At 73.3% G+C, this 12386-nt stretch carries 10 protein-coding genes; 4 read left to right on the top strand and 6 right to left on the bottom strand.

Annotated features, from left to right (window positions below):
• Positions 1-173: 173 nt before the first annotated feature.
• On the top strand, positions 174-659 hold the full coding sequence (locus DDW44_RS26450; RefSeq protein ID WP_027732357.1) for a DUF4232 domain-containing protein: 486 nt from the start codon (positions 174-176) through the stop codon (positions 657-659).
• Between the two features lie 226 nt (positions 660-885).
• On the opposite strand, the gene DDW44_RS26445 is transcribed toward DDW44_RS26450, so the two are convergent.
• On the bottom strand, positions 886-1554 hold the full coding sequence (locus tag DDW44_RS26445; RefSeq protein WP_208648013.1) for a GNAT family N-acetyltransferase: 669 nt from the start codon (positions 1552-1554) through the stop codon (positions 886-888).
• Between the two features lie 534 nt (positions 1555-2088).
• Between DDW44_RS26445 and DDW44_RS26440 the strand changes: the two genes are divergently transcribed.
• Positions 2089-2838: a GntR family transcriptional regulator gene (locus DDW44_RS26440; RefSeq protein ID WP_108908001.1), complete on the top strand. Its 750-nt coding sequence runs from the start codon at positions 2089-2091 to the stop codon at positions 2836-2838.
• 353 nt (positions 2839-3191) lie between these two features.
• Positions 3192-4298, top strand: a complete 1107-nt coding sequence (locus DDW44_RS26435) for an adenosine deaminase (protein WP_108908000.1) — start codon at positions 3192-3194, stop codon at positions 4296-4298.
• A 200-nt stretch (positions 4299-4498) separates the two neighbouring features.
• On the opposite strand, the gene DDW44_RS26430 is transcribed toward DDW44_RS26435, so the two are convergent.
• The 5 genes from DDW44_RS26430 to DDW44_RS26410 all read right to left on the bottom strand — a co-directional run bounded on the left by DDW44_RS26430 (position 4499) and on the right by DDW44_RS26410 (position 10575).
• Positions 4499-5455, bottom strand: coding sequence for a S66 peptidase family protein (locus DDW44_RS26430; RefSeq protein WP_208648012.1), 957 nt, complete (start codon positions 5453-5455; stop codon positions 4499-4501).
• A 5-nt stretch (positions 5456-5460) separates the two neighbouring features.
• Positions 5461-7461 carry a prolyl oligopeptidase family serine peptidase gene (locus tag DDW44_RS26425; RefSeq protein WP_108907998.1) on the bottom strand — a complete coding sequence of 667 codons (2001 nt, stop codon included), beginning with the start codon at positions 7459-7461 and terminating at the stop codon, positions 5461-5463.
• Between the two features lie 11 nt (positions 7462-7472).
• Positions 7473-8807: a M20/M25/M40 family metallo-hydrolase gene (locus DDW44_RS26420; protein WP_108908954.1), complete on the bottom strand. Its 1335-nt coding sequence runs from the start codon at positions 8805-8807 to the stop codon at positions 7473-7475.
• A 76-nt stretch (positions 8808-8883) separates the two neighbouring features.
• Positions 8884-9717, bottom strand: a complete 834-nt coding sequence (locus tag DDW44_RS26415; RefSeq protein WP_018888853.1) for a M55 family metallopeptidase — start codon at positions 9715-9717, stop codon at positions 8884-8886.
• A 156-nt stretch (positions 9718-9873) separates the two neighbouring features.
• Complete coding sequence (locus DDW44_RS26410) at positions 9874-10575, bottom strand: PAS domain-containing protein (RefSeq protein WP_108907997.1); 702 nt, start codon at positions 10573-10575, stop codon at positions 9874-9876.
• Between the two features lie 447 nt (positions 10576-11022).
• Here DDW44_RS26410 and DDW44_RS26405 point away from each other — a divergent pair, with 447 nt between their 5' ends.
• Positions 11023-12219 carry an IS110 family RNA-guided transposase gene (locus tag DDW44_RS26405; RefSeq protein ID WP_108907037.1) on the top strand — a complete coding sequence of 399 codons (1197 nt, stop codon included), beginning with the start codon at positions 11023-11025 and terminating at the stop codon, positions 12217-12219.
• The last annotated feature ends 167 nt before the right edge of the window (positions 12220-12386 follow it).

Here is a 12386-nt window from a genome sequence, read left to right as displayed (position 1 = left end):
GCCGCACGGAACGGAGCTCTCACATCCCTGACCCGGCCGCCGTGGGTGGCCGTGCGTCCCGTGCCCATGCGTCCCGTGCCCGTGCCATCCGTGCCTGTGCGTCACGTCTCCGTACGGCCGTTCGCGCCCGTAACGCGGTCCCCGCTCGCGCGCGGCTCCTGGGCGCCCTGGCCGTGGCGGCCATCGCCGCGCCGGTGGTGCCGGCCGCACCCGCGGTGGCGGTGCCGCCCCCGCCGTGTCTGACCTCGGACCTGGCGCTCTCCTGGGCTCCCGGGGGTACCGCGGTCGCCGGCGGGGCCGAGCCGGGCAGCAGCCGGACCGCTGTCGTCGACCTCCGGAACGCGGGGAGCGGCACATGCCTGCTGGACGGGTTCCCGAAGGTGGCGCTCGCCCGCGGAGGCACGACGGAGAGCTTCGAGAACCAGCAGTCGGTGTCGCACTCGGCCGTCACCCTGGAGCCCGGGGCGAGCGCCCGGTTCACCCTCACGTTCCGGCAGGGGCAGCCGGGCGAGGGCGGAGTGATCGAGCCGGTGACCGCGATCGTGACCCCGCCGAACAACACCGCGTCCGCGAACATGCGCTGGCGCTGGGGGCCGGTCGCCGAGCAGGAGTCGGGCGCCCCGCCGCGCAACTTCGTGGGTCCCGTAGTGGCCGCCTGAGCCCCTTTCAGCCCCTGAGCCCCCGTCACCACGGGGGTACGGGGGCTCAGGTTCATCCGTACGCCGCCTCGCGGTTCCGGGGACCCCGGCCCGTACCGCGCCGGTCCGGCGTCCCAGCCCGCTTCCCTTGCCGGGGCCGCCCCCGCACGGGCCCACCCTGCGGGAGTGGCCGTACGGCCGGGGCGGACGTACGGCCGGGGCGGACGGTCCACGCGGTTTCCGGGGGTCAGTCCGGCCTGACGGCACCGGGGTGCGGCTGCGGCGCACGGAGTTCCATCTCCGCGGTGATGGCCCAGCGCTCATGGTCGCGCCAGGCACCGTCGATGAAGAGGAAGTCCGGGGAGAAGCCCTCCAGACGGAAGCCGAGCCGCCGCACGAGGGCGACGGAAGGCCCGTTGCCGGGCTGGATGTTGGCTTCGAGCCGGTGCAGTCCCAGCGGTCCGAAGGCATGGCGGACGACGAGCCCGAGCCCCTCCGCCATCAGTCCGCGACCCGCGGCGTGGGCGAACGCCCCGTAACCGACTGCTCCGCTGAGGAAGGCTCCCTGGACCATGTTGTTGATGGTGACGAATCCGGCGATCCGCCCGTCCGCACGGTCGCAGACGAGATAGCCGGTCCTCGTCGGGTCCTCCAGGAGCCGCCGGGCGTAGGCGGCGTACTCGGCGCCGGTCCGGGGCGGGAAGAGCCAGGGCCTGTGCAGCCGGGTGCTTTCGCGGGCGAGTGCCGTGTACTCGGCGGCGTCGTCGAGGCGGTAGTGGCGGATGAAGGTCCTCGGGCCCACCGCGACCGCGACGGGGAGAGCGCCGGAGCCAGCCCCCCTGCCGCCGTGCGCCTCGGCGCCGGAGGCGCCCTGGGGGTCGCATGGGCCGGGAGGGGGGCTCGGTGCTGCGGACATGGCGCCAGGCTAACGCCGGCCTCGGGTCGTGTGCTGCGGCAGCGAACGCGGGAGCACCGCGGGGACCGGCGACGACCCCGCGTCCCCCGGCAGCGCGGGGGCGACGTCGCAGAGGCACCCTCGGGGGCGGCCTGCCGTCCCCTGCCGGAATGTCGCCTGCCGAGCTCCACCCATGGGTTCGCCGACACGACGACGGCCCGGCGGGTCCCAGCACATCTCGCACATCTCAGCAGAACTCGCAGCACTCGCAGAACTCGGCAAGACTCAGCAGACTCCGGCAGTCCTGTCTGACAAGCTCGTCCAGCCGGACGGGAAACCTCTGCGCGGAGCGTCGCGGCCTTCCCGCGGTGAACTACGGTGGACGGCGGAACGTGAGGGGGCGCCACGACTCCGATCGCCCAGAGGAGCGCTGGTCCGGGACCCGGCGCAGCGGTGTTCCGGCCGGCGCCCGACTCGCCCCCACCACCGCCTGCAGGGCCTCGTGGAGGACGAGCGCCCTGGAGCGCAGCCTGACAAGTGAGCCGAGGAGGGTTCGTGGCAGTCAGCGGACAGCAGCGGAGGCCGGTCGTCGTCCTGTACGAGCGGATCGCCGACGCCATCCACGACGGCACCTATCCGCCGGGCTGCACCCTGCCGTCCGAGCCCAGGCTGGCGGCCGACCTGGGCGTCAGCCGGCCCGCACTGCGCGAGGCGCTGCTGCTGCTGCAGGAGGACGGGCTGCTGACGGTGCGGCGCGGGGTCGGCAGGACCGTCAACGACAGCCCTCCCCGCCGTGGCTTCGAGCACGTCCGCCCGCTGGAGGAACAGCTCTCGGCGGGTACGCCGCTGCGGGTGCGGGCGCTGCTGCGGACGGTCGAGGAGCCGACGGACTTCACCACCCAGCACCTGCTCGCGCCCGCACGGGCCGAGCTGCGGTTCTGGGAGTCGCTGCTGTCCGGCGAGGGCGCCGCGGCGGCGCTCAGCCAGGAGTGGGCGGCGGGCGACGACGTCCTGGAGGGGGCGCATCCGGCTTTCGCGCGGGCTCTGCGGGATACGGGGGACGGCACGGGGACGTCGATGCTCGCCGTGCTGACCGGGGCCTCCCGCGGAGTGCCGCTGTCGGCGCACTCGGGTATCACGGCGACGCTGCTCGGGCGGCGTCGCGGAGCCCAGCTGAACCGTCCCGCCGACACCCCCGCGGTACTGGTCACCCAGGTCGTGCGGTCCGGTGGCGTCCCGGTGCTGGCCGCCAAGCACATGCTTCCGACGGGCGCCCCGGCCCTGCCCGTTCTCCAGTCGAACTGACGGCGGCCGGCCGGGGCCCGCGGGCCCGGGGACCGGCTTCCCGAGCGGGCACGGCCTGCAGAGGCGCCCGGCCGGGGCCGGTGCGCGGCCGGTGCACGGCCACTGCGCCTCAGGAGACCGGCCACTGCCGGGGCGGGAGCCGGGCCGGAGCCGGCCGGGAGGGTGATCGACTACAGAGTCGCGGGCCTGTCCGGGAGGGTCGAATCGGCCTCGGCGCACCCGTCGCTGCCGGGGCGGGAGCGAATGGCGGGCAGGGGCGGGAACGGATGGCGGCCACCCGTGACACCCGGCCCGGCCGGGCACAAGACGGCCGCGGGGGCGCCCGGCCGCCGTGTGGCGTACACTCCCGCTGCATGCACTTGTCTGACAACTCCGCCGCAGAGCCGGCAGCCGCCCCCGTCGCCGACTGGATCCGCCGCGCACCGAAGGCCGTCCTCCACGACCACCTGGACGGCGGCCTGCGCCCCGCCACGATCATCGAGCTGGCCCGTGACTGCGGCTACGGCGAGCTGCCCACCGAGGACCCCGACGCCCTCGCCGTATGGTTCCGTGACGCGGCGGACTCCGGGTCGCTGGAACGCTACCTGGAGACCTTCGCCCACACCTGCGCGGTGATGCAGACCCGCGACGCCCTCTTCCGGGTCGCGGCCGAGTGCGCCGAGGACCTGGCGGCGGACGGCGTCGTGTACGCCGAGGTGCGCTACGCGCCCGAGCAGCACCAGGAGCGCGGGCTGGGCCTCGACGAGGTCGTGGACGCCGTCAACGAGGGGCTGCGCGAGGGCGAGCGCCGGGCGGGGGGCCGGATCACCGTCCGGGCCCTGCTCACCGGCATGCGGCACACCCGGCGTTCGCTGGAGATAGCCGAGCTGACCGTCGCGCACCGGGACCGCGGTGTCGCGGGCTTCGACATCGCGGGCGGCGAGATCGGCAATCCGCCGGCCAACCACCTGCCCGCCTTCCAGCACCTGAAGCGGCACAACTGCCACTTCACCATCCACGCCGGCGAGGCCGTCGGCGCGGAGTCCGTCCACGAGGCGGTCCAGGTCTGCGGTGCCGAGCGCATCGGCCACGGTGTGCGGATCACCGACGACATCCAGGTCCACGACGACGGCACGGCCACCCTCGGCCACCTCGCCGCCTACGTCCGGGACAACCGCATCGCGCTGGAGATCTGTCCGACGTCCAACCTGCAGACCGGGGCGGCGAAGGACTACGCGTCCCACCCGATCGACCTGCTGCACCGTCTGGGCTTCCGGGTGACGCTCAACACCGACAACCGCCTGGTCTCGGGCACGACCATGAGCCGCGAGTTCCAGCACATGGCCGATGCCTTCGGCTACGGGCCGGAGGTCTTCCAGCGGTTCACGGTCGCGGCCGTCGAGTCCGCGTTCCTGCCGCTCCCGGAGCGCCGCCGCATCATCGACGAGGTCATCCGGCCGGGGTACGCGGCACTCGGCTGACGGTGACGTCACGATGCTCGCGGTGACGCCGCGGGCGGGTACGGCCCTCGGCTGACCGCGGCGCGCCGCCGGTGCGCCGTGGGCCGCCGGTGCGCCGTGGGCCGCCGGTGCGCCGTGGGTCGGCAGACGTCCGGGCGTCCGGCGCGGCGGCGGCGCGGGGCTGCGTACGGGTCGCGCCCGGGAACCGGCGTCGGCCGGCGTCAGCTCAGGGCCGGGACGTTCAGCGTCAGGGTCCCCGCGTCGGCGTCCAGCACCGCCGGCAGCCCGAGCGGCACGGTGGGGCTGCCGGGGCCGTGGCCGAAGCCCAGCTTCTCGGCGACCGGCACCCCGAGTCCGGAGAGCCGGTCCAGGAGCAGCGCCCGGACCTCCTCGTAGGGTCCGCAGTCCTCCCAGGAGCCGAGGCCGACGCCCGCCACCCCGTCCAGCCACCCGGAGCGCAGCAGCTGGGTGAGGATCCGGTCCAGGCGGTACGCCTCCTCCCCCACGTCCTCGATCAGCAGCAGTCCGCCGCGTGCCGAGGGTCGTGCCTGCGGGGTGCCGAGGCCGGCCGCGAGCAGGCTGACGCAGCCGCCGAGGGTGATGCCGCTCGCACGCCCCGGGAGCAGCGCGCCGCCGCCCGCGCCCGGTCCGAGGGTCATCACCGACTCGGGCTCGAACAGCGTGGCGCGGAGGGACTCCTGGGCTGCGGTGTCCTTGAGGAACGCCGCCGTGGCCGGCATGGGGCCGTGCAGGGTGGACAGTCCGGTCCGGACCGCGAAGGCCTCGTGGAGCGCGGTCACGTCGCTGTAGCCGACGAACACCTTCGGCCCGGCCGCGCGTATCGCGGCCCAGTCGACGAGGTCCACCATGCGCTGTGCGCCGTAGCCGCCGCGGGCGCAGATCACCGCGGAGACCGCGGGATCGCACCAGGCCCGTTCCAGGTCTCCCGCGCGGGCCTCGTCCGTGCCCGCGAGATGCCCGAAGGCCGGGTGCTCGTCGAGTACATGGGGCATGACGACGGGGTCCAGGTCCCATCCGCGCAGAACCTCCAGCCCCGATTCGAGTGTCCCGGGCGGGACGGGCCCGCTTGTCGCGACGACGGCCACCCTGGCGCCTGGGGTGAGGCGCGGCGGCCGGGTCAGGGCGGCCGCGGCGGCCGTGCCGGAGTGCTGGTCCATGCCGTTCACTTCTTCAGCTCCAGCCGGGGGATGTCGGTGCGCGGGATGCCGAAGGTCTGGGAGTACAGCGAGAGTTCGGCCTCCAGTGCGCGGATCATGGTGTCCGCGCGGCGGAAGCCATGGCTCTCTCCTTCGAAGGCGATGTAGGCGTGCGCTATGCCGCGCCCCGCCGTCTGGGCGACGAACCGCTCGCTCTGGACCGGCGGGCAGATCGGGTCGTCCAGTCCCTGGAGCAGCAGGAACGGCACGGAGATCCGGTCGACGTGCTCGATCGGCGACCGCTCCCGGTAGCGGCCGGGTACTTCGGCGAGCGGACCGACCAGCGACTCCAGGTACCGGGATTCGAAGTCGTGCGTCCCGTCGGTGGCCCAGCCCATCAGATCCAGGATGGGATAGATGATCGTGCCGCAGGCGTACACGTCCGTGCTGGTGAGCGACGCCGCGGCGGTCCAGCCGCCGGCGCTGCCGCCGCGGATGGCCAGCCGGTCCGGGTCGGCGGTGCCCTCGGAGGCGAGGGCCTCGGCGACCGCCGCGCAGTCCTCGACGTCGACGACGCCCCACTGCTCGCGCAACCGGTTGCGGTACTCGCGGCCGTAGCCGGTGGAGCCGCCGTAGTTGACCTCGGCTACGCCGATGCCGCGTGAGGTGAAGTAGGCGATCTCCAGGTCCAGGACGAGGGGGGCGTGGCCGGTGGGACCGCCGTGCGCCCAGACCACGAAAGGCGGCAGCTCGTCGTCGGGGGCGACCCGGTCCGGGTTGTGCGGCGGGTAGATGTGCGCGTGGATCTCCCGGTTGTCCGGCCCGGTGAAGGTCCGGATCTGGGGCTCGGGATAGTAGGCGGGGTCCACGGCGTCGACGTGTGCGGCGCCGATGACGCGGGTCCGGCCGGTGCGGGTGTCGAGTTCCACGACCTCGTAGCCGGTGCGGGGGCTGGCCGCGACGCCGACGACCCTGGTGCCGTGCGCCGCGAGCGTCGGGGCCCATTCCGTCCAGGGGCCCGCCGCGTCGACCAGTTCGCCCGTCTCCGGGTCGAGTATGCCGAGGGCGGTGGAGCCCCTGCCGTGGATGACCGCGATCAGTCCGCTGTCGAGCGGCTGGAACCACTGCAGGCCGATCTTCCAGAGCGGGCCGCCGAACTCCTCGTGCCGACCGTCGCACAGTCCGGCCGCGGCGGGCTCGCCCCGGTCGAGGGCGTCCGGCCGGATTCGGCGCAGCTCCCACCAGTTGCCCGGGTCGGAGACGAAGAGCAGCGAACCGTCCGGGGCCCAGTCGGCCTGGGCGACCGACTCGTCGGGGCCTCCGGCGACGGAACGCACCGCGGTGAACGGTCCGGTGCCGGAGACCTCGCCCACCATGACTTCGGTGCCGTCCCAGGGCATCCGTGGATGGTCCCAGGCGATCCAGGCGGCATGGCGCCCGTCGGGCGACAGCCGGGGGCCGGTGACGAACCGGTGCCGGCCGTCGGTGAGTTCCCGGACGGCGGCGCGGTCGTCGGCCGCCGAACCGTCCAGCGGGACGGCCGCCACGACACGCCGTACATCGGTGGGAGCCTCGCCGGTGAACTCCTCCAGCACGCACCAGACCTCCCCCCGCTCGACATGGAGCACCGGATCGGCCCAGCGCAGTCCGCCGCCGACCCCGGACACCGGTGTGAGCGGCCGCGGTTCGGCGGCGCCGTCCGGTTCGAAGGCGTACAGCCGCTGGTCGGGCAGGTGGACGAAGACGGCGAGCGGGCCGCCCTCGGGGCGGGTCGCGGCAGCCCACGGCCGGCCGCCGTACTCGATGACCCGGCTGCGCACGTTCCACGGAGCGGGCAGGACGGGCTCCTCGGCTCCGCCGGCTCTGCGGCGCACCAGCTCTCGGCGCCCGCCCTCGGTGGGACGCGGCGCGGTCCACCACACCTCGTCACCGACGACGCCGACGAAATCGGGTCGCCCGTCGTTCGAGGCCGCCAGCGCGGCGTCGATCGGCGACGGCCAGGTGCCGTAGGCCCCCATGGGTACCATGCCAACTCCCCCTATGCGGACTTCAGGTAGTGGTCGAGGACGCGGACGCCGAAGTGCAGGGCTTCGACGGGGACGCGCTCGTCGACGCCGTGGAACATCGCCGCGTAGTCGTAGCCCTCCGGCAGCTTCAGCGGTGAGAAGCCGTACCCGGTGATGCCGAGGCGCGAGAACTGCTTGGCGTCGGTGCCGCCCGACATGCAGAACGGGACGACGTGCCCGTCGGGGTCGAATCGCTCGATCGCCGCGCGCAGCTTGGCGAAGGTCGGGGAGTCGACGGGTGCCTCCAGGGCGACCTCCCGGTGGTGGAACTCCCAGTCGACGTCGGGTCCGGTGAGCCGGTCGAGGGTCTCCCGGAACTCCTCCTCGCCGCCGGGCACCGTCCGCCCGTCGACGAAGGCTCCGGCCTGGCCGGGGATCACGTTGACCTTGTATCCGGCGTCCAGCATCGTCGGGTTGCTGCTGTTGCGCACGACCGGTTCGACGAGCTTGGCGGCGGGGCCGAGCTTGGCCAGCAGGGCGTCCACGTCGAAGTCCGGCGCGTCGAGGTCCGCGGCGATGCCCTGGAGGGCCGCCAGTTCCGACAGGGCGGCGCGTACCGTCGGGGTGAGCCGGACCGGCCACTCGTACTCACCGATCCGGCTGACCGCCGCGGCCAGCCTGGTGACGGCGTTGGACGTGTTGACCTTGGAGCCGTGGCCCGCCCGGCCGTGGGCGGTGAGCCTCAGCCAGGCCGTGCCGCGTTCACCGGCGCCGACCGGGTACAGCGCCATGCCGGGGCCGGCGTGGAAGGTGAAGGCCCCGGATTCGCTGATGCCCTCGGTGCAGCCCTCGAAGAGGCCGGGGTGCCGGTCGGCGAGGAAGCCCGCGCCGTCTTCCGCGCTGGCCTCCTCGTCCGCCGTGTAGGCGATGACGATGTCCCGGCGCGGCCGGACGCCCGTGCGGTGCCACGCCCGGACGACGGCCAGGATCATCGCGTCCATGTTCTTCATGTCGACGGCGCCGCGCCCCCAGACGACGCCGTCGCGGACCTCGCCGGAGAACGGGTGGACGGTCCAGTCCCCGGGCTCGGCCGGGACCACGTCGAGATGGCCGTGGACGAGCAGGGCGTCAGCCGAGGGGTCGGTGCCCTCGATCCTGGCGACGACGTTGGTGCGGCCAGGGGTGCGCTCCAGCAGTACGGGGTCGAGGCCGGCGGCGGCGAGACGCTCGGCCGCGTACTCGGCGGCGGGGCGCTCGCGGCAGTCGCCGCCGCCGCGGTTGGTGGTGTCGATGCGGATGAGCTCGGAGGTGAAGGTCACCACCTCGTCGAGGGCGGTGTCGTCGACGGGTGCGGCGGCCGTTGTCATGTCGTGGGACCTGTCCGTGTGCGGGATGCCGGGTGGTGCGGCAGGCGTGGCGGTGTCGGTGGGGCGGCGGGTCACGTCAGCCATACTCCTCCTCCACCGCGGCGGAGACGATCGTCGTGACGGCCTTGAAGGTGCGAATGGCCTCATACATCGTCTCGCTGGTGTAGACGGTGCGGCGCTCGCCGCCGCGGGCCGTGCCCGGTACGACGGTGGCCGCCGCCGCCAGGTGCTCCGCGTCGAACTCCAGCTCCACCGTGAACGGTCCGCCGTTGACCGGCTCGTGGCGGACCGCGAGGGCCGTGGCCTCCTTGGCGGCTGCGCGGATGTCGGCTGCCGTGCGCGCGGGCGTGCGGCACACCGCCGCGTACCGCGAGACATGGTCCTTGACCGCGACCCTGCGGGCCGACGGGGCGTACCCCAGGGCGTCCTCGCAGGTCAGGTCGTCGCCGGTGACGAGGACCACCGGAACCCCGTACTCGGCGACGACATGGGCGTTGAGCAGTCCCTCGCTCGCCCGGGTGCCGTTCAGCCAGACGCCTGTGATCGAGTTCGCCAGGTAGGTGTGCGCGAGCACCCCTTCGGTGCCCGCCCCCGTGTGGTATCCGACGAAGGCGATGCCGTCCACGTCCCCGCGCTGCACGCCCTCCACCATGGACAGCGACTTGTGTCGCCCCGTCAGCATCTCGGCGCGGTCGTCCAGACGCTCCAGCAGAAGGTTGCGCATGGTCCAGTGCGCCTCGTTGACGAGCACCTCGTCGGCACCGCCGTCGAAGAACCCCTGCACCGCCGCGTTCACGTCCGAGGTGAAGAGGGACCTGCAGCGCTCCCACTGGGGAGTGCCGGGCAGCACGTCGGCCGGCCAGGTGACACCGGTGGCGCCTTCCATGTCGGCACTGATCAGGATCTTCATGCCAGGAACCGTACGCGCCGCCCGCCGCGCCTACCAGCCCTGTGGATAACTCGGGGTGGTGCAGACCGGAGCCTTCACCCGATTCGGCCCCCGACCAGCCCCTTCACCCTCAGGCCGGCCGTTTCGGGCCATCCCGTCAAGCCCCTTCCTGCGCGCTCACCCGACGCCGCCGGGGGCGAACGACCGGCACCTCGGCACGCCCCGGCCGGAGGCGACCGGCACTCGCTCGTGGTGCCCGAACTCGACGACGGGGCAGCCCAGTTCCCGTACCCGGTCGACGATTCCGACCGGGTCGCACACCCCGAGGCCCGGAAGGATCCCGGTGAGCCTGCGGACCAGTTCGCCGGAGCCGGGAAGCCGCGCGTGCAGGGCGAATCCGGGGGCGATGCGCTCCCCGCCGCCACGGCCGCCCGCGCCTGACGGGTCGCCGGAGCCGAACCGTCCGGCGTCCGCTGCCAGGACGAGCAGCCGTTCCGGTCCCGGCCCCGCGAGCGGATACGCCCACCACAGGACGTCGATCCGGTCCTCGTGCGGCCGCCCTCCGCCCGCCCCCAGCCGGGCGCGCCCCGCCGCCGGACGGAACACGGGGGCCTCGCAGAGGGACGCCGGTGCGGTGCCGGAACCGTCGCCGAGCCGCGACCCGAACCCCGAGGCCCCGGCCACCCGAGCGCCGGCGACGGGCAGCAGTTCCTCGGCGGGCTGACCGACGGCCGCCTCCTCCTCGTGGCCGAACAGCGCCCGCGCACCCGCGGACCAGTGCGAGACGCAGCCGTCGCCGTCGGCGACGACCACGGCCAGGCCCGTCGGGCCCACCGCCGCCGACCGCCGCCGCAGGACCGGCGGAACGCCAACGTCCATTGCTGACGGGCTCCTTCCTCTGACGCGGGATTCGCGGCAAGTGACTCCACAGTAGGCCCCTGCGAGGGCGGCCCGCCGGTCATCGCGCGAATCGGCCGGTTGCCCGCGTACGGCGAGACAGAACGGCGCATTCCGCCCCGGCGTCCCGCCCTGCCCGGCCTCCCGTTCCGCACTGCCTCCCGTCCCCGTCCAGCCGTCACCAGGCCGCCTTCAGGCTGCTCTACCTTTCGGCAGCGGGTTGCTCCTCCCATTCGTAGGGTGAGGACGCCCAGGGGAGCCGGGTGTGGCTATCAGGCAGCTGCCGATCGTGGCTTTGAAGGCTTGGCCGCCCGGCTCCCCACGACGACTCGGCCGCCGATTAGGAAGTGCGAACAAGTCGCTGTGTAGAGCAATGCCGGCGAGGTCGTCCGTGGCACGAACAGAACGAATACGTACGTCAGGAGCACGATGAGCCGGATATGGGTGGGGATCGACAGCGGCAAGGGCCACCATCACGGCCTCGCCCTGGACACGGACGGCAAGACGCTGCTGTCGCGCCGGGTGGCCAACGACGAGCCCGAGCTGCTGAAGCTGATCGGAGACGTCCTGGACCTCGCCGACGGCCGCCACGTCACCTGGGCCATCGACATGACCGGCGGGGAACCGGCCCTGCTGCTGGCCCTGCTGGTCAGCCACGGCCAGGAAATCCTCTACATGTCCGGCAGGCTGGTCAACCGAGCGTCCGACGGCTACCGCGGCGAGGGCAAGACCGACGCCCGCGACGCCTACGTCATCGCCGACCAGGCCAGAATGCGCCGCGACCTGCGCCCCATCCGCCCAGGCGACGAAGCCACGATCGAGCTGAAGCTGCTGACCGGACGCAGAGCTGACCTGGTCGAGGACCGGACCCGCTCCGTCAACCGCCTGCGCGGCACCCTGCTGAGCATGTTCCCGGCCCTGGAACGGGCCCTGGACCTGACCAACACGGGCCCGTTGAAGCTGCTGACGGGCTACCAGACCCCTGCCGCGATCCGCCGCACCGGAACCGCACGGCTGACGACGTGGCTGGCCAACCGCAAGGTCCGAAACGCCAGAGCCCTGGCCGAAGCCGCCGTGGAGGCCGCCGAACGCCAGCACACCGCCGTCCCCGGGGAGAAGACCATCGCGAAGCTGGTCCACACCCTGGCCGGGGAGGTGATGACCCTCAACGAGCAGATCTCGGAACTGGACAAGCTCATCGAGGGCCGGTTTCGCGAGCACGAACTCGCCGACATCCTCCTGAGCGTCCCCGGCATCGGCGCGACCCTCGGCGCCGAGTTCCTCGCCGCCATCGGCGGCGGCCTGGACGAGTTCGACTCCCCTGACTCCTTGGCGGCCTTCGCCGGCGTTGCCCCCGCGCCTCACGACTCGGGCAAGGTCAGCGGCAACCTCCACCGGCCCATGACCTATCACCGAAGACTCCAGCGCGTCTTCTACACCTCCGCGCTCGTCAGCGTCCGCTACGACCCGAACTCGCGGAAGTTCTACGACCGCAAACGCGCCGAGGGCAAGAAACACATCCAGTCCGTGCTGGCCCTGGCCCGCCGACGCGTCAACGTCATCTGGGCACTGATCCGTGACCGACGGTGCTACGAGGTGACACCACCAGTCACTAACGCTGCTTGACAACACCATTAGGAAGCCTTCAGTTCGCCTTCAGGTCGTCAGCCAGACCCATCGAGGCCTCATCGCGCCGTCATCGAACCCTCATTGCGCCCTGCCGTGCCCGCCGTGCCGCGCCCGCCCCGGCGCCGGGGCCGCCACCGGTCCCGGGGGTGTTCACGGCCCGGGGG

It is taken from the genome of Streptomyces tirandamycinicus (assembly GCF_003097515.1).
GTDB lineage: Bacteria > Actinomycetota > Actinomycetes > Streptomycetales > Streptomycetaceae > Streptomyces > Streptomyces tirandamycinicus.
The sequence above is the reverse complement of the archived record's forward strand: the minus strand, read 5'-3'. Positions and strand labels throughout refer to the sequence as shown.